Annotated in this window: 13 protein-coding genes; 9 read left to right on the top strand and 4 right to left on the bottom strand. The window is 58.0% G+C overall.

All coding sequences use genetic code 11. The features are described from left to right. Positions 1–263 precede the first annotated feature (263 nt). Positions 264–545, top strand: coding sequence for a GNAT family N-acetyltransferase (locus ACIPY9_RS13400; protein ID WP_400701646.1), 282 nt, complete (start codon positions 264–266; stop codon positions 543–545). Positions 546–608: 63 nt separating this feature from the next. On the opposite strand, the gene ACIPY9_RS13395 is transcribed toward ACIPY9_RS13400, so the two are convergent. Then, positions 609–1,685 carry a 3-deoxy-7-phosphoheptulonate synthase gene (locus tag ACIPY9_RS13395; RefSeq protein ID WP_400701643.1) on the bottom strand — a complete coding sequence of 359 codons (1,077 nt, stop codon included), beginning with the start codon at positions 1,683–1,685 and terminating at the stop codon, positions 609–611. A 276-nt stretch (positions 1,686–1,961) separates the two neighbouring features. On the opposite strand from ACIPY9_RS13395, the gene ACIPY9_RS13390 reads away from it, so the two are divergent. From ACIPY9_RS13390 to cysB, 4 genes are all read left to right on the top strand, one after another. Then, positions 1,962–2,918: a putative 2-dehydropantoate 2-reductase gene (locus tag ACIPY9_RS13390; protein ID WP_400701640.1), complete on the top strand. Its 957-nt coding sequence runs from the start codon at positions 1,962–1,964 to the stop codon at positions 2,916–2,918. 28 nt (positions 2,919–2,946) lie between these two features. Beyond that, positions 2,947–3,852 carry a 5'-nucleotidase gene (locus ACIPY9_RS13385; protein WP_400701637.1) on the top strand — a complete coding sequence of 302 codons (906 nt, stop codon included), beginning with the start codon at positions 2,947–2,949 and terminating at the stop codon, positions 3,850–3,852. Positions 3,853–3,928: 76 nt separating this feature from the next. Continuing rightward, positions 3,929–4,423, top strand: coding sequence for a universal stress protein (locus ACIPY9_RS13380; RefSeq protein WP_400701634.1), 495 nt, complete (start codon positions 3,929–3,931; stop codon positions 4,421–4,423). 152 nt (positions 4,424–4,575) lie between these two features. Further along, positions 4,576–5,550, top strand: a complete 975-nt coding sequence (gene cysB, locus ACIPY9_RS13375; RefSeq protein ID WP_400701631.1) for an HTH-type transcriptional regulator CysB — start codon at positions 4,576–4,578, stop codon at positions 5,548–5,550. Between the two features lie 1,252 nt (positions 5,551–6,802). On the opposite strand, the gene ACIPY9_RS13370 is transcribed toward cysB, so the two are convergent. Next, complete coding sequence (locus tag ACIPY9_RS13370) at positions 6,803–7,537, bottom strand: phosphoadenylyl-sulfate reductase (protein ID WP_400701628.1); 735 nt, start codon at positions 7,535–7,537, stop codon at positions 6,803–6,805. A gap of 180 nt (positions 7,538–7,717) precedes the next feature. On the opposite strand from ACIPY9_RS13370, the gene thrH reads away from it, so the two are divergent. Then, the gene (thrH, locus tag ACIPY9_RS13365) at positions 7,718–8,335 is read left to right on the top strand and encodes a bifunctional phosphoserine phosphatase/homoserine phosphotransferase ThrH (RefSeq protein ID WP_400701625.1); all 618 of its coding nucleotides are present in this window, start codon (positions 7,718–7,720) and stop codon (positions 8,333–8,335) included. 44 nt (positions 8,336–8,379) lie between these two features. On the opposite strand, the gene pabB is transcribed toward thrH, so the two are convergent. Next, the gene (gene pabB / locus ACIPY9_RS13360) at positions 8,380–9,732 is read right to left on the bottom strand and encodes an aminodeoxychorismate synthase component I (RefSeq protein WP_400701622.1); all 1,353 of its coding nucleotides are present in this window, start codon (positions 9,730–9,732) and stop codon (positions 8,380–8,382) included. Between the two features lie 423 nt (positions 9,733–10,155). On the opposite strand from pabB, the gene ACIPY9_RS13355 reads away from it, so the two are divergent. The 3 genes from ACIPY9_RS13355 to ACIPY9_RS13345 all read left to right on the top strand — a co-directional run bounded on the left by ACIPY9_RS13355 (position 10,156) and on the right by ACIPY9_RS13345 (position 16,191). Further along, a complete protein-coding gene (locus ACIPY9_RS13355; RefSeq protein WP_400701620.1) occupies positions 10,156–12,411 on the top strand; it encodes an autotransporter outer membrane beta-barrel domain-containing protein in 2,256 nt (751 codons plus the stop codon). A 240-nt stretch (positions 12,412–12,651) separates the two neighbouring features. Next, positions 12,652–14,655, top strand: a complete 2,004-nt coding sequence (locus tag ACIPY9_RS13350; RefSeq protein ID WP_400701617.1) for a hypothetical protein — start codon at positions 12,652–12,654, stop codon at positions 14,653–14,655. A gap of 87 nt (positions 14,656–14,742) precedes the next feature. Further along, the gene (locus ACIPY9_RS13345; protein WP_400701614.1) at positions 14,743–16,191 is read left to right on the top strand and encodes a hypothetical protein; all 1,449 of its coding nucleotides are present in this window, start codon (positions 14,743–14,745) and stop codon (positions 16,189–16,191) included. 74 nt (positions 16,192–16,265) lie between these two features. On the opposite strand, the gene ACIPY9_RS13340 is transcribed toward ACIPY9_RS13345, so the two are convergent. Next, on the bottom strand, positions 16,266–19,397 hold a 3,132-nt coding region (locus ACIPY9_RS13340), incomplete at its 5' end, for an RHS repeat-associated core domain-containing protein (RefSeq protein ID WP_400701611.1).

Here is a 19,397-nt window from a genome sequence, read left to right as displayed (position 1 = left end):
TCAATGGACCGGAACGTCTCAATCGACAACATTCGGCAAGGCCGGGTTCAATACCCCGGCAATCAGATGTCCGGTCATGCCTTTTTGTGACCGACACGCTTGAGCATATTCTGCAAGGACGCCTACTATTTGAAGGTGCTCTTTGTTGGAGATCTGCAAGGCTCTTCTCGGTGTCCAGACAGGCACGGGTGGCGTAGATGTTCCTTCGCCGGAAAAACATCGGTAAGGTAGGGGTCAAAATCCAAGACCCGCGAGGAGTAGTGATGAGCGAGGCGTTGTCCATCCACCATGATCAAGTTGGCCATCAATTTGAAATCAATATTGAAGGTCATCGTGCCTACCTGACCTATATGGACCTGGGTAAACAGACCCTGGATTTCTACCGTACCTTTGTTCCGGACGAACTTCGCGGCAGGGGCATTGCCGCAGCCTTGACCGAGCAGGCGCTCAATTATGCCGACAGCATGGGCTACACCGTCATTGCCTCCTGTTCTTATGTAGAGCGCTATATGGAGCGCCATCATCGTCAGGCCGCCAAGATCTGAAACCTGCACAACACCATGAAAAACGCCGAGCAATTGCTCGGCGTTTTCGTTTCGGTGTGAAGATCAGCTGCGTTGACGCTTGGGCAACACGTCCTTGAGCTTGGCATGCATGCTGCGCAAGGTTTTTTCGGTGCTGTCCCAGTCGATGCAGGCATCGGTGATGGACACGCCGTATTGCAGTTCCGACAGGTCTTTCGGAATGGCCTGGCAACCCCAGTTCAGATGGCTTTCCACCATCAGACCGATGATCGACTCGTTGCCTTCCAGGATCTGGTTGGCGACGTTTTCCATGACCAGCGGTTGCAGGGCCGGGTCCTTGTTGGAGTTGGCGTGGCTGCAGTCGACCATGATGTTCGGACGAATCTTCGCCTTGTTCAGGGCCTGTTCGCACAGGGCGACGCTGACCGAGTCATAGTTCGGCTTGCCGTTGCCGCCGCGCAGGACCACGTGACCGTAGGCATTGCCCTTGGTGGTCACGATGGAAACGCCACCTTCCTGGTTGATGCCCAGGAAGCGGTGCGGGCTGGAAACCGATTGCAGGGCGTTGATCGCAACCGTCAGGCCGCCATCCGTGCCGTTCTTGAAGCCCACGGCCGACGACAGGCCGGAAGCCATTTCACGGTGGGTCTGGGATTCGGTGGTACGTGCGCCGATGGCCGACCAGCTGATCAGGTCCTGCAGGTATTGCGGGGAGATCGGGTCCAGCGCTTCGGTAGCGGTTGGCAGGCCCATTTCGGCAAGGTCCAGCAGCAACTGGCGGCCGATGTGCAGGCCATCCTGAATCTTGAAGGAGTCGTCCAGGTACGGGTCGTTGATCAGGCCTTTCCAGCCGACCGTGGTGCGTGGTTTTTCAAAGTACACGCGCATGACCAGGTACAGGGTGTCCGACAGCTCGGCAGCCAGGGCCTTGAGGCGTTCGGCGTATTCTTTTGCTGCTTTCAGGTCGTGGATCGAGCACGGCCCGATCACGATGAACAGGCGATGATCCTTGCCGTCGAGAATGTTGCGGATCACTTCGCGGCCCTGGCTTACCGTGTGTAGGGCTGTCTCGGTAAGAGGAATTTCGCGCTTGAGTTGATCCGGCGTGATCAGAGTCTCGTTGGAAGCAACGTTGAGGTCGTCAATCGGTAAATCAGCCATCGTGTTACTCATCAGGTCACGGATGTTGGCCGCCAATGGTGTGTCTTGCGGCGGTGCTCAGCAGGGTTGAGCGTATGGGGAGCCGAACCTTAGCGCGTTATCCTGCCGCTCGACAATGGGTAAACGTGGCTTTGGGGCGAGCGGGCACTAATAAAAGCGGTGTCTGAGGCAAGGATAGCCGACGGGGTTCATCGCGAATTTGCAACCGGTCTGCAAGCGTCGGATAGTGTGTGGCCTGTCAGGGTTTGAAGCAGACGCTATCGAGAGGGAGCATTTATGAGCAGTGGGACACAGCGGCCACGGATCGGCATCATCGGTACTGGCGCTATCGGCGGTTTTTACGGCCTCATGCTGGCGCGTGCCGGTTTCGATGTCCATTTTCTGCTGCGCAGCGAATTCGATGCGGTGATTCGCAACGGGCTGCAGGTAAACAGCGCCGTGCATGGCGCTCTGGCGCTTGAGCGGGTGCAGGCGTATTGCTCGGTGGCCGATATGCCGCCGTGCGACTGGTTGCTGGTGGGCACCAAGAGCACCAGCAATGACGGACTGGCACCGATCATCGCCCAGGCATCGGCGCCGGGTGCGAAAGTCCTGCTTCTGCAGAATGGCCTGGCTGTCGAAGAGCAACTGCGGCCCTTGTTGCCGGAGCATCTGCACCTGTTGGGTGGCTTGTGTTTCATCTGCGTCCATCGGGTCGAGCCGGGAGTGGTGGCTCATCAGGCCTTCGGGGCCGTGAGTATCGGTTATCACAGTGGCCCGGCCATTGACCGGGAAGGGCGGCAAGCGATCGTCGAGCAGATCACGGGCATGTTCCAGTCGGCGGGAGTCGAATCCCATGCGATGGCTGACCTGCAACAGGCGCGCTGGCAAAAGCTGGTCTGGAATGTGCCCTATAACGGTTTGTCTGCCTTGCTGAAGACCAGCACGGCACCACTGATGGCCGACCCCGACAGCCGTGACCTGATCCAGGCGCTGATGGAGGAGGTGAGGCAAGGGGCCGAGGCTTGTGGCTATGCATTGCCGCCCGACTACCCTCGCCAATTGTTCGAGACCACCGAAAAAATGCCGGACTATAAGCCCAGCATGCACCATGACTTCGTCAATGGGCGGCCGCTCGAGCTTGAGGCCATTTATGCCCGGCCACTGGCTGCGGCGCTGGCCGCCGGGTGCGACATGCCACGGGTTCGGGCGCTTTATCAGGCGCTGGCATTCATCGGGCGCCACAAGGGTTGATTCGATCGGTAAGCAGGGTGAGGTGATCATGGCGGCAGGTGACGATAACAAACTGGTACTGGCGATCTCGTCGCGGGCCTTGTTCGATCTGCGCGACAGTCATGCGATCTACATGGCCGACGGCGTTGAAGCCTATCGCCAGTACCAGATCGAGCATGAAGACGAGGTGCTGGAGCCGGGCGATGCCTATCTATTGGTGGAAAAGCTGCTGAGCCTGAACGCCAGCCTCAGCAAGGCACGGGTCGAGGTCATACTGGTGTCGCGCAACAGTGCCGATACCGGGCTGCGGGTCTTCAACTCGATCCAGCATTACGGGCTGGACATTACCCGCGCCGCTTTTGTCGGTGGGCGCAGTCCTTACCCTTATCTGGCGGCCTTCGGTTGCCATCTGTTTCTGTCGACCCACGCCGAAGACGTACGCAGTGCGCTGGATGCCGGATTTGCCGCCGCGACCATCCTGTCCGGCGGGGCACGGCGTGCCGCCAGTGCCGAGCTGCGGATTGCCTTCGATGGCGATGCGGTGCTGTTTTCCGACGAATCCGAGCGTGTCTACCAGAGCGGCGGGCTGGCGGCGTTCCAGGCCAGTGAGCGCGAGGCGGCCCGCGAACCCTTGCGCGGCGGGCCTTTCAAACCTTTCCTGGCGGCACTCAACCTGCTGCAGCGCGAGTTTCCCGAGGACAGTTGCCCGATTCGCACGGCCCTGGTCACGGCCCGCTCGGCACCGGCGCATGAGCGGGTGATCCGTACGTTGCGCGAATGGGACATCCGTCTGGACGAGTCGCTGTTCCTGGGCGGCTTGCAGAAATCGGCATTTCTTGAGGCCTTCGCGGCGGACGTGTTTTTCGATGATCAGCCCGGTCATTGCGAGAAAGCACGGGATGTCGTGGCGACCGGCCACGTGCCTCACGGTATCAGCAACGAGATAACGCCTTGAGATTGCTGCTCTCCTAGTCTTTGGCGCACTGCTAAGCTGAATCAATCTCCGCCATTATGGCTGTGTGGGAGGTCATATGATTCGTTCGATGCTCTGTGCCACGGACCTTGGTCTGTACGCGCCTTATGTCGTGCAACACGCGCTGTCGCTGGCTCGAACCTTCAATGCCGGGCTTTACGTCATCCATGTCGTCGAACCCATGGGCCTGTTTGCCGAATCGGTCTTGCAGAGCTACCTGGGCGCGGATGAGTTGAAGGAGCTCCACGGTAAGGGCGTGAGTACATTCATGGACGGAATAGAGCAACGGATGCTCGACGGGTTTCGTGAGGAACTGGGTGAGGGCCATCAGGACCTGTCTTTCATCCGCGCAGTCAGGGTTGTGCAAGGCGATCCATGTGATGTCATTCTTGAGCAGTCGCGCGAACTGGCAGTGGATTTACTGGTAGTAGGCAGTCATAGCCACAGGGCGAAAGAAGGCGCGCCGATAGGTCGTACGGCCGCCAGGGTTTTACAGCTTTCCGACGTACCGGTTTACATGGTGCCCATGATGCAGAACAGAGGGCGAGGGTAGGGCGAAGGTATTAAATGATGGTTCAAGTGAAAAACGAGCGTGCGATTGCCTCTCAAAGGTGATAAAAAGTTCTAGCATTCTTCACCCTACCATTAATCCAGTTATATACCGTCGCTGATGCCCATAGGGTTTATCTGCTTTGAGGGATACATATGAAGCTCCAACAATTGCGCTACATTTGGGAAGTGGCGCACCACGACCTCAACGTTTCCGCGACGGCACAGAGCCTTTACACCTCACAGCCCGGCATCAGCAAGCAGATCCGCTTGCTTGAAGACGAGCTGGGGGTCGAGGTGTTCGCTCGCAGCGGTAAGCACCTCACGCGGGTTACGCCTGCGGGTGAGCGCATCATCACCACGGCCGGCGAGATCCTGCGCAAGGTCGAAAGCATCAAGCAAATCGCTCAGGAATTTTCCAACGAGAAGAAGGGCACCCTGTCGATTGCGACTACCCATACCCAGGCGCGCTATGCCTTGCCGCCTGTCATCAGTAATTTCATCAGGCAGTATCCGGACGTTGCCTTGCACATGCACCAGGGCTCACCCATGCAGATCGCCGAGATGGCGGCTGACGGGACCGTGGACTTCGCCATCGCCACCGAGGCGCTGGAGCAGTTCGGTGATCTGGTCATGATGCCGTGCTATCGCTGGAACCGTTGTGTGGTCGTGCCTCAGGGGCATCCACTGACCAAGGTGCCCAAACTGACCCTGGAACTGCTGGCCGAATACCCGATCGTCACGTATGTCTTCGGGTTCACCGGGCGTTCCAAGCTGGACGAGGCCTTCAGCCACCGCGGGCTGGTGCCCAAGGTCGTGTTCACTGCGGCGGACGCCGACGTGATCAAGACCTATGTGCGTTTGAACCTGGGTGTCGGCATCGTTGCCAAAATGGCTGTGGATGAAGAACTGGACAGTGATCTGGTCATGCTCGATGCCAGTGACCTGTTCGAGTCCAGCATTACCAAGATTGCTTTCCGTCGCGGGACTTTCCTGCGTGGTTTCATGTGCGATTTCATCGAGAAGTTCGCGCCGCACCTGACCCGTGAAGTCATGGCCAAGGCGATTCATTGCCATAACAAACAGGAGCTTGAAGAACTGTTCGAGGGTGTTGAACTGCCTGTGCATTGATGGGGGAATCCGCATGGTGTGCTCTTTTCAGAGGGCACATCCGGATTCTTCTGTGTGACGAGTACAGGTTCCGCCCTTACGGCGGGCCCCTTTGTTACGGCAAAGGGGCGAAACCATGGGCTCCGGTTCGGCCCCGCCTTGAGGCGGGATTCCCTCGCTCCGGCGTTGTTCCATGGGGCAGCGCCGATGGGCCATCCCTGGCCTGGCGGCGCTTGCTCGGCTCCTGCCTCGGACCCCACTCCACAACACCTCCACTCGGCCTTCACCAGCGTCGCAGTCGGTGGTGTCTGAGCTTTTTGTACTCAAAGAGCAAAAGCAAAAGCGAAAAAGGCTCTATGCCGCGATGGCGTGAACACCGCAAAACGCGACGTTGGTGAAGGCTGAGTGGAGGTGGTGATCCGGTGGGAATTCTGCAGGGATGCAGAATTAGCCGCACTGGGCCATGGATGGCCCATTGTGGCGACCGCCGGATCAGCGCCGGAGCGAAGGAACCCCGCCGTCAGGCGGGGCCGAACCCGGAGCAATGGCTTTGCCTACTTTGTCCGAAAACAAAGTAGGGCGCCGTAAAGGCGCAAGGCGGCATAAAGCCGAACGAACCATCAAAGAACAGGTACGTTTCTCTACTGTGGGCATATCCGGATTTTGTTGTGTGGCGAGTATCGGTTCCGCCTTTACGGCGGGCCCCTTTGTTTCGGCAAAGGGGCGAAACCATGGGCTCCGGTTCGGCCCCGCCTGACGGCAGGGTTCCCTTGCTCCGGCGTTGTTCCATGGGGCCGCGCCGATGGGCCATCCCTGGCCTGACGGCGCTTGCTCGGCTCCTGCCTCGCACCCCACTCCACAACACCTCCACTCGGCCTTCACCAGCGTCGCAATCGGCGGTGTCTGGGCTTTTTGTGCTCAAAGAGCAAAGCAAAAGCAAAAGCGAAAGCGAAAGCGAAAAAGGCTCTGTGCCGCGATGGCGTGAACACCGCAAACGCGACGTTGGTGACGGCTGAGTGGAGGCGGTGATCCGGTGGGAATTCTGCAGGGATGCAGAATTAGCCGCACTGGGCCATGGATGGCCCATTGTGGCGACCGCCGGATCAGCGCCGGAACGAAGGAACCCTGGGCCGAACCCGGAGCAATGGTTTTGCCTACTTTGTCCGAAAACAAAGTAGGGCGCCGTCAAGGCGCAAGGCGGCCTCAAGTTAAACGACCCACCCAGTAACAAACACGCTCCTCGTCAGGGAATATATCCAGAGGGTGCTGTTCCTCAACCTTTGGTAATCAAGTTCCCCGCATGCAACCCACACTCCTTCTGCGTCGCTTCTTCCCACCACCAGCGACCTTCGCGTTCGTGCTGGTTCGGTAATACCGGACGGGTGCAGGGTTCGCAGCCAATACTGATGAAGCCACGCTCGTGCAGGCTGTTGTAAGGCAGCTCAAGCATGCGGATATAGCCCCAGATTTCCTCGCTGCTCATCTGTGCCAGCGGGTTGAACTTGTACAGCGTGCGCTCGGGTGTCGAGAAGGCGCTGTCTACTTCCAGTACGGCGACCGCGCTGCGGGTGCCGGGGCTCTGGTCGCGTCGCTGGCCGGTGGCCCAGGCCTTTACATCGCTCAGCTTGCGGCGCAGGGGTTCGATCTTGCGCACGCCACAGCACTCGCCATGACCGTCCTTGTAGAAGCTGAACAGGCCCTTTTCCTTGACGAAAGGCTCAAGCTTGCGCTGATCCGGGGAGACCACTTCGATATCGATCTTGTAGTGCTCGCGGACCTGCTCGATGAATCGGTAGGTTTCCGGGTGCAGGCGACCGGTGTCGAGGCTGAAGACCTTGACGTTCTTGTTCAGCTTCCAGGCCATGTCCACCAGCACCACATCTTCGGCACCGCTGAAGGAGATCCATAGCTCGTCGCCGAAGTGTGCGAAAGCCAGTTTGAGAATGTCCTGGGCAGACTTGTTGGCATACGTCGTGGCGAGTTCCGCGACGTCGAAAGGATGACTCATCAGGCGGCTTCCTAAGTACAAGAGTGGCGCTTAAGCGCTCGTGATGGTGGCAATGGTAACAAAATCCATCGCACAGTGGCCTGTTTGGGGATGGCTCTGTCATGCGGCTTGCGCTCAAACGGCAACAGCCCCTAGAGTGCCGGTTCTTTTGAACGTGAAGTCCCTATCGAGGAGTGTCCCGTGGAAATTGCCTGTCTCGACCTGGAAGGTGTACTGGTTCCGGAAATCTGGATTGCCTTTGCCGAAAAAACCGGCATCGAATCGTTGCGTGCGACGACTCGGGATATTCCCGACTATGACGTGCTGATGAAGCAGCGGCTGCGCATTCTCGACGAGCACGGGCTGAAGCTCTCGGATATCCAGGAAGTGATCGGGACGCTCAAGCCGCTGGACGGGGCGGTCGAGTTCGTCAACTGGCTGCGCGAGCGGTTTCAGGTGGTGATCCTGTCGGACACCTTCTATGAGTTTTCCCAGCCCTTGATGCGCCAGCTGGGCTTCCCGACCCTCTTGTGCCATCGGCTGATCACCGATGAGACGGACCGTGTCGTCAGCTACCAACTGCGCCAGAAAGACCCGAAGCGCCAGTCGGTTCTGGCCTTCAAGAGCCTGTACTACCGGGTGATTGCTGCCGGGGATTCGTACAACGACACCACCATGTTGGGCGAGGCCGATGCGGGTATCCTGTTCCATGCGCCGGAAAACGTCATTCGCGAGTTCCCGCAGTTCCCGGCCGTGCATACCTTTGAAGACCTGAAGAAGGCATTCATCAAGGCGTCGAATCGGGATCTTTCTCTGTAGAAATGCTCTTCGCGACTGAAGTCGCTCCTACCGTAGGAGCGAATTCATTCGCGAACAATCCCTTCCAGGGTCTCCAGCAACACCCGCACCTTGGTGAACGACTCCTGATATTCCGACTCGCAGTCGGAATCAGCGACGATGCCGCCACCGCCCCAGCAGGCAATCTTCCCGTCCTTGACCAGCAGGCTGCGGATGGCGATGGAACTGTCCATTTCTCCGCGCACGTCCAGGTACATCAGCGAGCCGCAGTAAAGGGCGCGGCGGGTGGGTTCCAGTTCGTCGATGATCTGCATGGCACGGATTTTCGGGGCTCCGGTGATCGAGCCGCCGGGGAAGCTGCCTGCAATCAGGTCCAGGGCATCCTTGCCTGCCGCCAGCTCGCCGGTCACGCTGCTGACCAGATGATGCACATTCGGGTAGCTTTCCAGGCTGAACAGCTCGGGGACTTTCACCGAGCCGATCATGCAGCTGCGGCCCAGATCGTTGCGCAACAGATCGACGATCATGAGGTTTTCGGCGCGGTCCTTGAGGCTTGAAAGCAGTTCCTGCGCATAAGCGGCATCTTCTGTTGCGTCACGGCCCCGTGGCCGGGTGCCCTTGATAGGGCGGGTTTCGACTTCTCGATGGCTGACTTTGACGAAGCGTTCCGGTGACAGGCTCAGGATCGCATCGCCGCCGGGCAATGACTGATAACCGGAGAACGGAGTCGGGCAAGCCTTGCGCAGAGCGCAGTATGCCGCCCATGGATCGCCTTCGCAGCGAGCCTGGAAGCGTTGGGCAAAGTTGACCTGATAGCAATCACCCGCCTGGATGTAATGCTGAATGCGTGCGAATGCCGAGCGGTAATCCTGTGGGGTCAGATCGGCCTGGAACGGGCCTGTCAGCCGGAACTCTTCAGGAGCGGACCCGCCCGGCTGACCGAACAGGTCCAGCAAGCGCAGGCGTTCGGTTTCCGGCAAGGCCGGGTGACACATCAGGTGTGTGGTGCCGGCCTGATGATCGCTGATCACTGCCCACGCATACAGACCGAAACGGGCATCGGGCAATTGCAGGTCGTCGATGGAGCAGGTCGGCAAGGGTTCAAGGCGACGGCCGAAGTCATAGCTCAGGTAGCCGATCAATCCGCCTGCAAACGGTAGCTCGCTTTCATCAGGCAATTGCGCCAGGCCCAGGCGCGCCAGGCTGTCGCGCAGCCTCTGCAGAAAAGCAGTGCCCGACTCACCCGGCTCGACGACCAGTTGCTCCAGCGGTTCTGCGCTGAACAGGTCGAATCGCCCCCGATCCGCTTCAGGGCGGCCACTGTCCAGCAATACCGCACCTGACATGTGTCGAACCCGTTTGAAGTATTCGGCGGGGTCAGATGAATAGTGCAAGGGGTAGAGGGAGCAGGTCGGCATTTGCAGAAATCGGTCGCGGTATGAAGTCGGCGATTGTAAGGCTCAGGCATCGGTCTCTTCTACTACTGTGTTTCAGAAATAAAGCAGTTTCTCCCTGTCACGATGTTCATTCCCGGGGTGAGCGGTGTGTTGTATCCGGGGTGGGCTTTCATATTTTTACCGAGCGTCATAGAACGATTTGTAAGGATTCGGGAGCGGCTGATTAATAAAATGAAGCCATTATTCTGAATAAGGATAAGTTGATATTTCTTAGTGTTAATTGATTGGTGTTTCATCGTTTATGAACTTTATACATGTAGGAATGGGGCTACATTACTCCGGGAAAGGTCCTACATGAATATGGGTTTTGTATTGTTATTCTCTTTGGCGCCGTTGATGACGTAAACGCTGTTGTCATCGCATTATAAATCCAAGGGGTATGTCATGTTTATTTACAGTCTTGCGCAGCGGGTGCCTATAAACAGGACGCTGCGAGTGCTATCGGTTACACCGTTATTATGTATGGGGCATTATACTTTTGCAGCGCAGGAGTCTGTTGTTGGCGAAACAAAGAATATAGACAGTTCTTATGTCACTATCGACTGGAGTGTAAGAGGTGGCGGAACACTTAATGCCGAGGGTGCGCGCACCGGTGCTGTAGAGGCACGGGATAGTACCCTGAACTTCAACGGGACCCAGGTCAATGGGTCCAACCTGTCAGGGGTGAGCGTCAGTCTTCTGGACAGCACGGGAAACTTCACGGGCAGCAGTATCAGCGGTGGAGAGACAGGTCTGCGGGTGACCCGGTCCAACGCCACGTTGACCGGCAGCAGCGTCAGTGGAAGTGGCATCGGCATCGACATACTGGTAGGCAGTGTCGTGACGCTCTCCGGAAGTCAGGTGAGTGGTACGGGCGCCAATGGTGTGGGTGTCCATATGTTCAACGGTGCATTGAATGCCACGGGCGGCACGGTGATTTCCGGCACAGTGAACGGTATTTCCGTTACACAGAGTCCAGGTTCTTCCGGGCCGGGCAATCCGACCATTGAAATCGACAACAGCCAGGTCATCGGACAGACCGGGGCCGCCATCGTGGTAGGCCCGCCCATTGGCGATGTCGACTCGACGGAGATCTTCATCCGTAACGGCTCAAGCCTGGTCGGCGGTAACGGAAACATTCTGGAGGTCAATGGCTCCACGGCCAGCGTAGGCGTACAAGGCAGTGCGCTCACGGGCAATGTTCAGGTGACCGACGGTGGCAAGATGAACCTGAGCCTGGACCAGAGTTCATTGACCGGCGACGTGATCGCGGAAGACGGCAGCACGGCCGACGTTTCCCTGTCCAATGGCTCCGTTCTGACGGGGCGTCTCGAAAACCTGAACAGCCTGGCGATCAATAGCGCGTCAAGGTGGGTCATGGTCGAGGACTCGACGGTCAGTAACCTGGCCATGGATGGCGGTTTTATCCTGATGGGTGAGCCGGAAGCGTTCTACACGTTGTCGGTGGAGAATCTCTCCGGTAATGGCACCTTCGTCATGGATGCCGATTTCTCGCAGGGCAAGGTCGACTTTCTCGATGTGACGGGCACCGCGACCGGCAATCACTCGCTGCTGGTCGGGGCGACCGGTGCCGATCCGCTGGCGGACTCTTCCCTGCATGTGGTGCACACCGGCAGCGGCGACGCGCAGTTTTCGTTGCTCAACGGCCCGGTGGATATGGGGACCTACACCTACGAGCTTGTCCAGCAGGATCCCAACAACTGGTACCTGGCCAGCACTGGCAAGGTCAGCTCTGGCACCAGCGCTGTACTGGCGTTGTTCAATACGGCACCGACGGTCTGGCACGGCGAGCTGTCCACCTTGCGCAGCCGCATGGGAGAACTGCGCTTCAAGGGCGGACAACCCGGTGGCTGGCTGCGCACCTATGGCAACAAGTTCGAGGCCAGCGCGGCCTCCGGTGTCGGCTATCAACAGACGCAACAAGGGCTTTCCTTCGGTGCCGATGCGCCAATGCCATGGGGTGACGGGCAGTGGCTGATCGGGCTGTTGGGCGGCTACAGCCAGTCGGACCTGAGTCTTGCACGTGGCACGAGCGGCAAGGTGAACAGTTACTATGTCGGGGCCTACACGACCTGGCTCGATCAGGACAGCGGCTATTACTTCGATGGTGTTCTCAAGTTCAACCGCTTTCGCAATGAGGCGGATGTCCGCCTGAGCGACGGTTCCGAAACACAGGGCGATTACAGCAATGCCGGTGTGGGGGCTTCCGTCGAGTTCGGTAAACATATCAGGCTCGATGACGGTTATTTCATCGAACCCTATACGCAGTGGGCTGGCTTGATGGTCAAGGGCAAGGACTATGATCTGGACAATGGCATGCGGGCCGAAGGTGATGTGACCCGTTCGCTGGTCGGCAAGCTGGGCGCCACGGCAGGGCGCAATTTCGATCTGGGCGATGGTCAGGTTATCCAGCCTTACCTCCGTGCCGCTTATGTGCATGAGTTCTCCAGGGACAATGCCGTCCGGGTCAATGACAACGTCTTCAACAATGATCTTTCCGGGTCCCGTGGTGAACTGGGGGCGGGGCTTGCCGTTTCGATATCGGATCGTCTGCAAGTACATGCCGATTTCGACTACAGCAACGGCGATAAACTGGAACAACCCTGGGGGGCCAATGTAGGCGTTCGATATAACTGGTAGTTATTGTTTGTATCAGGGGGAGGCGAAATTGCCTCCCTTTTTTATTGAATAAATGAAAGGGGGCACTTTAGGCGCGGCAGACACTGACACTTCTGACAGTATCCCGTTTGGCAGGGTGAGCGTTTAATGTGGTTCGAGTATCGGAGACGGTAAAGATGCAGCGCCTGATGGCGTTTGAACGGAAGACTCCTGCTCACCCTATTAATGCAAGGCAATTGAGTCAGTCTCAAGGAGAGGGCCATGTCGAATTCCGCCAGAATCACGGAAGGTATACAAAAGCGGCGCGAGTATTTACGTTCAAAACGCCAGATAGCAAAAGTCAATCCTTCAGAAGCAGATGAACTTGTTCCTCCAGTGGTCGATGCCATTCTTCCCGGTTCGCCGGATGGGCTATTGCCTGTCGCGGCACTTCAGGCAGACCTCGATATTAAAATTCCATATTGGGGCGTCCCGCTGGTGGGCACTCAGTATGCCGATGTCACCTTGAGCTTGATCGACAGTCAGGATCAGATCGTCTACAGCAACATCAAGCGGTTCAATGCCCCTCTAACCGGCGCGGATTTTCCACTGCAGCATGATTTGCCACAGGGCAATATTCCCCACGAAGGTACGTTCACGCTCGAATATCTTGTCGCTCTCAGTGTGGGGAACGAAAACAATTCCGATCCCCGTACGATTGTCATCGACAGAACGCCGCCTTATTACAACCCCAATCCCGAACTTGCCCTTCCGGCGGCCCTGGTGGCCCCCTCGACCGTGATTACCGACGCTACGTTTTCTGGAGGCGTGACCGAGTTCGTCTGCACGCTGCCCGAGTATGCCGATATCAACCCTGAAGACCGGGTCGTGGTGTTCTGGGGGCCCGGCCTGCCTGATACACCCGATACGCCAAACCCCGTCTTCGGTCCGGTCACGATACCGGCGGACCGGAAAATTCCGATTCCCAAGGCCTATATCGAAACCCTGCCCAATGGCACCACCTACGCGGTGTACTGGCTGGTCGACAAGGCCGGAAACTGGAGTTCCATTTCCAAGCCGCTCCAGGTGGACGTGCAACTGGGGGCTTTGCCTGCCGACCTGAAAGACCCGCAGGTTCCATTGGGGCCGCTGGTGGACCTGGCCGATGCTCACATGACCGTGGAGGTCCTTATCCCCGCTTTCAGCAATCCCGCGGACTCTTTCATCGCGGTGAAGTGGGGGGCCACACCGTTGGGAGAGGTTGCGCCGGGCTCCACGTCCCGCGACACCTATATACCCGTCCCCTGGAGTGTCCTGAAAGCAGAATACACCGGCGGTCCCGGCGAGGAAGATGTCCGGGTCTCTTATCAGGTCAGGCGAGGGACGTTGCTGTTTCCCCAGGCAGCGTTATACGTGGACATCGAGGTCGATTTTTCCACCATAGGCCCCGGAAACCCCAATGAACCCGACCCGGTCAACCCGAATCTGGACCAGATACACCTGACCGGTGCCGCAGGCGGGCAGGATGTGCTCACTCCCCAGGATGCCGGCAAGGACATCGTTGCAACCGTGGCCCTTTACGATCCCGTTCTACCCACTGAAGTATTGGAGTTGTACTGGGGTACCCAGGAAACGCCTGTGGATGATTTCACGGTGGTCAATGAGCGGCCCGGCGATCTGATTGACTTCACCATTCCCTGGACGGCCATTGAACCCCAGGCCAACAACCCGGCCTTGCCGATGTATTACACCATCAACAGTGCCGACGGTAATAACCCCCAGCAATCTCCCGACACGCCCGTCGAGGTGAATGTTCTGGTGCTGGGGTTCGACCCTGTCAGCTTTCCCGACGTCTATGAGGATGATCTCGGTAACAGGACGCTTTCATGCGAGTCCCTGTACTCCGAAGACTATGACAATCCAACTGCAAAGTTTGGTTTCAGGGTAGCGGTTCCCGGAGACAGGGACTTGAAGGTGGGGGATGTGGTGACCGCGGTATGGCAGGGGTATGAGCTGGATGAGACCACGACCATTCCCGGAACCCGTTTTACCCATACCCATCCGGCATTGACGCAGGAGGAGGTCACTAATGGTTTTACCTTTCTTGTCGAACCCTATGCGGATCATATTCTGCCGATCGAGACTGGGTATGCGGAGGTTTCCTATACCGTGACACCGGTGGGCGGAGGTACGCCTGTCCCGTCCGATCCCATGCCCGAGAAACAAGCTGTCTCGGTTGTTCGTCCGGGAGGGTTTTTTTGTGTAGTGCCGCCGCCGAAGCCTTGATCCCCATGGCCAGGCTGATTGTGTGCCTTTGTGCAAGGCGATCGGCCTTCCCGATATGCCCGGCCGGGTCTACAGGAGAAACTCGACATGGATGCGCGTGACCTGATGGCACCGTTAGCCCCTCCAGGGGTGCCAAGGGCTTTACCGGACATTCCGGGAGGGGAAACCAATCTGTTGCCACTGGATGCGTTGCACAGCGATCTGAAAGTGACGTTTCCCTTGTGGGTGGGCAGCGAGCCCATCCCGGGGCGGTCTGAAAAGGTGGCCCTGAACTGGGATGGCGAGGAGGTGACCGTCAAGGCATTCATGACCCCCATCACAGACCCGGATATCCTGTTCGCGGATATCCCTCTGGCCGAACTGAGCGAGGGCGTTCATGTACTGTTCTACAAGGTCACGCTTTCAACTGGCAATCACAACAGCTCCGATCCGGTCACCGTGAGCATCGACAAGACGCCGCCCACGCTGGCCGGCAACAAGGACCCTCTGATTTTCCCCCCCGACCTGATCGGCAACAGGGTCACGGCCCGTTATCTGGAGGATCACGGCAATAAACTGCCGGCCACCGTGCCCGAGTATTTCGTCCGCAAACCCGGCGACACCGTCAGTTGGTATTGGGAGCAGGCGCCGGTCGGTTCCCTGCTGGCGGGCCAGAAAACCCTGAGCCAGGGCGACATGAGCCTGGACATTGAAATTGACGGCGATGTCATTATCAACGGTGGCGATGGCCAGCGGTATGCGACCTATGAGGTTCAGGACCGGGCTGGCAACCTGAGCGTGCTGTCCCGTGCCGCGGCGCTGACCGTGGATGCACAGCCGATCCCTCTGTTGGCACCTTCGGTCAAGCGGTCTTTGCCGTCAGGTGGAGGCAAGGGGACGCTGGACCCGCTGCTGGTCACGGATGGTGCCGTGGTGGTGGTTCCGGCGGAGATTGATCTGCAGCCCGGCGACCTGGTCACGGTCTACTGGACCGGAGTCGTGCCAGGGGCCAGCCATGTCACCACCACGCCCATCCAGGCCGGTGGCTTCGAGTATGCAATACCGGCCAGTGCAATACCCGGCAACATAGGCGCGGGCAGGGAGGTCGAGGTGTATTACACCGTGACGCCGACGAGTGGCCGGGTCAAGACGTCCGAGACCTATCGATTGAACATACTGCCGATTCCCGATACCCGATTCCCCAAATTGCAGTGCTTGCAGGCCAGTGGTACGCCCGAGACGCTGCGCCTTTCGGCCGTGCCCGGTGGTGCCGATTTCTTCATCATACCGTGGGTGTTCATGGCGGCCGGGCAAAAGGTACACATGTGGGCTGAAGGCGTGGACAAGAACACGGGGGGCGATCTGTACCTCGATCTGTTCACGGACCGGGAGGTCACACCGACGGAAGTCACGACGCAGTTCAATGCCTTGCTGGCCCGCTCGTTTCTGGAACGGTTGAAACTCGATATCGAGTTCTGGACGTATATCGAGGTGAGTTTCGATGGCGGGTTGTCATATTTGAAGTTCAGGCGGCTGGAGTTGACGTTGGTGAGTTGAGTATTGAAAGCCGCCTTGACCTGTGGGGTAGGGCGGCTTTTTGATGAATGTATCAAAATTTAAGGAAATCCTCGTTATGGAAGAGAGTCCCTTCTAATATGAGCCATTGTCTCCCTTAAATTTCCCGCTTTATGAGTTTTGTTGAGGGTTGATACTTGGCCTCCCGTCCTATTGATCCACTCAACGAATTCGCGTGGGACTGGAGAGGCTTCAGGTAGTGAGGCAGTAGCCGCTGTTGTTGGCGCTTGAGATGGCACAGAAGCAGCTCTAACGGTTGGTGGCGCTTGAGTTTGCACAGAAGCAGTTTCAACGGTTGTTGACGTTTGAGTTTGCACAGAAGCAGTTCTAACGGTTGTTGGCGGTGGTGGTGATGGCGGTCTCGGATAAGACATACTCCAGTTACTATCTAATTCAAGGGTTGGGTCGAAGTTTTTACGACGTTCAAAAATAATTTTCAAGAGTGCAGCTTCATCAACCTCCCCTGAGGAGGCTGCCACAGATGAGCGGGAAGCCTGGGAAATAGATGAACGGGGAATAGATGGAGAAGCTAATATAGACGGTGCAGTGTCTACATCTGACACTGTACTCAATGAGTTGATCGAAGTTTTTCTCGATAATGTATCAATGTTTCCAATGCTTTTGCCAAACCACTTTGATGTCCCCGTCGCAACTGATGCAAGCCCGAACAACAGCGATACCACACCCAGTATCGCGCTCGTTATACCTAACACTTTCTTGGCCTGTCGGTCCGGCGTAAAGGTGCCGACTGCGCCTGTTACCACTGCCCCCACCCCTGCTGCCTGGGCAACCGCGAACAGGGCGAATTGCAAGGACAAGGCCGGTGCCACCACGCCGCCGGTTGCCACGGTGCCAATCATGCCCAGCACCATGCCGGCAATATTGAGCGCCTGAAACAACCCCTTCGAGATATGGCCAGTAGGGTCGATAAAACCGATGGGGTCGCCAAGGCAGTAGACATAGGGGTTGAGGCCTCCTGCACCGAACGGGCTGAGGCTGTCGGGGCTGTGGAAGCGCATCAGTGTCGGGTTATAGGCGCGGTAACCACGGCCCAGCAGGTACCAGCCGCTGACTTCGTCGCGAACTTCGCCATTGAAGCCCAGCAGGCTGCTCAGGCCGTCGTCGCTGCTGCGTTCCCCATAGGCGCTGTAGACGGCCGTGCGCAGGTCGGTCTGCTGGCTTTCACCGAGCAGGCTTTGCTTGGCGTCGGTCATGAACAACAGGGTTCTGGATTCATCGCCCTGGGTCTGTTGTCCCAGCGGTTGATTGCCGCCATACAGATAGCTGGTCGTTTCATTGCCCTGAATGCAGGTGCTCAACCGTTCATCCTGATAGAAACGCAGGGCTTCATCCTGGTTGCCGTGCCGGACACCCACCAGATGATGGTGCGAGTCATAGCGGTATTGCACGGTTTCCGAGCCATCGGTTGCGATCACACCCAGCAGCCGACTTTGGGTATCGTAAATCAGTTGTTGAGCGTTTTCGTCGTGTAACAGATTGCCATCGGCGTCGTAATCCAGCAAAAGGCTGGCAGGATAGTCTGGATGGGTATGGGTGATGCTCACCAACTGCGTAGGGTCATCGGGGGCAAAGCCGAACAGGGCCTGGTCGGTACTGCCATCGCTGAAAGTGCTGTTCAGGACCGTGATATTGTCCAGTGCATCAAAATCGAATCGTTGCTCGGCGATACCGTGACCGTAGCGATCCTTCGGCAGTGTCTCGCCGGAGCAGGCATGCAGAATGAGGCGACCACGCTCGTCGTAATCGAAGCTTTCATCGAGCAATGAACGGGTGGGGGTTTGCAGGTGACGGGAAATCAATCGGCCGTCCTTGCGCCATGCCTGGGTCAGGGTGCGGGTGTCGTGCCCGGTCAGTTCGAGGGTTCGCTCGGTTTCCTGCCCCTGATCGTTGTAGTGCAGACGGGTTTCCAGCCTGTTGCCACTGCCGGTATCGGTCGTGAAGATACTCTGCAATTGGCCCAGGCTGGACCAGTGGAGTTCGGCCTGAAGCAGCCCTTGCCTGATGGACTCGATGCGGCCCAGGGCATCGTATTCATAGACCGACGTCAGCCCGCCGGGCTCCTGACGACTCAACGCCCGCCCGCCAAAGGAACTTACATGGTGTGTTTCTCGGGTTACACCGTCTTCCACACGGCGTTCCACGTTCAATTGCCCGTTGCGGTTGTACTCGAACTCGCTACGACTACGACTGTTCTGCGACGTCATCAGGGCCGCAGTCTTGAAGTCATAGGTGAAGTCAGCCTGTTCATCCTCGGCCAGGGTGCGTACGGGCTGAGCGGTCAAACCTGGCTCGTACTGGAAGTGAATGCTGTGGTTGCCGGGAGTGATGCATTCATCGACCTGTGACTGCGTTCCCTTGTAGAGAAAGCGGGTGATTCGTGGGCCGACCCTGACCTGGGTTGCCCGGTCCAGTCCGTCAAAGTGTTGCTCGCCCAGCAGGATCGCATCAGGGGCCTGATCGGCCTTGACCCGCAGGTGGGTCGACAAGGCATCGTTGCTGTGGGGGGCATAGTCCCTTTCCACTACCGTCAGGTCGGGCAGGGTGGTGCCTGTGAGCCGGGACCAGGCATCGTAATGCAGGCTTGTGCTGTGGCTGAGTGCATCGAGTTCCTGAATACAGCGCCCCAGGCCGTCATAGACATAATCGTTCTGGCTCAGGATATTACCGCTGGCATCCAGTGCCCTGTTCCAGTCGGGTTTGCCGAAGAGGTTGCTTCGGGTTTCGCTCATGCTGCCGATTTGCGGTGGAGTATCGCTGCTCTGTATCCAGCGTCGCACGGTCTGTCGTATAGGATCGTTTTCGACAACCTGTGAAACTCCGTCGGGGCTGGTGACGCGGCATTGTTCGCCCCAGTCGTCGTATTGATAGGTGCTGGTCAGGGCCAGCTCGCGCAACCGCGGGGCGGGCTCATCATCGTTGCCTGTCGGCAGCCAGTCCGTCTCTGTGTCCTGAACCATAAGCCCGCGATGGTCATAAACGGCACTGTAGATCCGGAAGTAATCCGCAGGGTTGTTTTCGTCGGCTCCCTGACCGAATGCCTCCACCACCCGATTGAGTCCGTCGAGCAGGGTGCGGGTCTTCACGCCCTTGACGTCGGTCACCTCCTGTTCGGCCTGCTGACCGTCCACCGCGCTGAGCACATAGCGGTAATGTCGGGTGGCTTCATA

This window comes from Pseudomonas sp. NPDC089734, from assembly GCF_044748865.1.
GTDB lineage: Bacteria > Pseudomonadota > Gammaproteobacteria > Pseudomonadales > Pseudomonadaceae > Aquipseudomonas.
This window is presented reverse-complemented; position numbering and strand designations above follow the sequence as displayed.